Origin of the sequence: Microtetraspora sp. AC03309 (assembly GCF_020826795.1) — a bacterium.
Lineage (GTDB): Bacteria > Actinomycetota > Actinomycetes > Streptosporangiales > Streptosporangiaceae > Microtetraspora > Microtetraspora glauca.
Map to the genome: position 1 here is coordinate 1 of NZ_JADDIL010000316.1, position 689 is coordinate 689.

At 63.9% G+C, this 689-nt stretch carries 2 protein-coding genes; one reads left to right on the forward strand and one right to left on the reverse strand.

The annotated features are described in order from the left end of the window. The coding region (locus tag IMZ11_RS46900) for a LysM peptidoglycan-binding domain-containing protein (protein WP_228649403.1) at positions 1–172 on the reverse strand (172 nt) is incomplete at its 3' end. A 163-nt stretch (positions 173–335) separates the two neighbouring features. Between IMZ11_RS46900 and IMZ11_RS43060 the strand changes: the two genes are divergently transcribed. Beyond that, the coding region (locus tag IMZ11_RS43060; protein WP_228649401.1) for an LLM class flavin-dependent oxidoreductase at positions 336–689 on the forward strand (354 nt) is incomplete at its 3' end.

Here is a 689-nt window from a genome sequence, read left to right on the forward strand (position 1 = left end):
CCGTGTAGCGCGTGTAGTCGGGAAAAAGCAACTGCTGCCCGACTTTGACGACGTCGGGATCGGGCACTCCGCTCGCCGCGGCGATCAAGGGGTACCTCTCGGCGTCCCCGTAGAACCGCAATGCCAAGGCCGACAGCGTCTCCCCCGGCTCGACCCTGTGAATCCTGACCATGATCCCCCTCCTTCAGTTGCAACTAGCTCTGGTCCTAGCGCTGGTAGTAACGACGCCGGCTGCCCTGATACCGACAAGTCTAGGCCTGAGTCCGACAGCGTGAAATGGTTGACTTCTAACGCATTACGCGTTGGTGGACCGTCGCCTCGCGTACGCTCCCCACGTGTACGTCGACGTGATGACCGTTCCGCGACCACTGTCACAGATCGGTGACCTCGCGCGCCGCACCCAGTCCGTCGGATTCTCCGGACTGCTGCTCACCGAAACGGGCCGGACCGCATATCTCAACGCTGCGGTCGCCTCTCAATCCGCGCCCGGCCTCGCTCTCTCGACCGGTGTCGCCGTTGCCTTTCCGCGCAGTCCGTTCGTCACGGCAGCCGCGGCATGGGAGCTCCAGGAAGCCACGGGTGGCAAATTTCGTCTGGGTATCGGCACCCAGGTACGCACACATGTGGTGCGGCGCTACGGAATGCCCTTCGAACAGCCCGGTCCTCGCCTGCGCGACTATGTGCTGGCC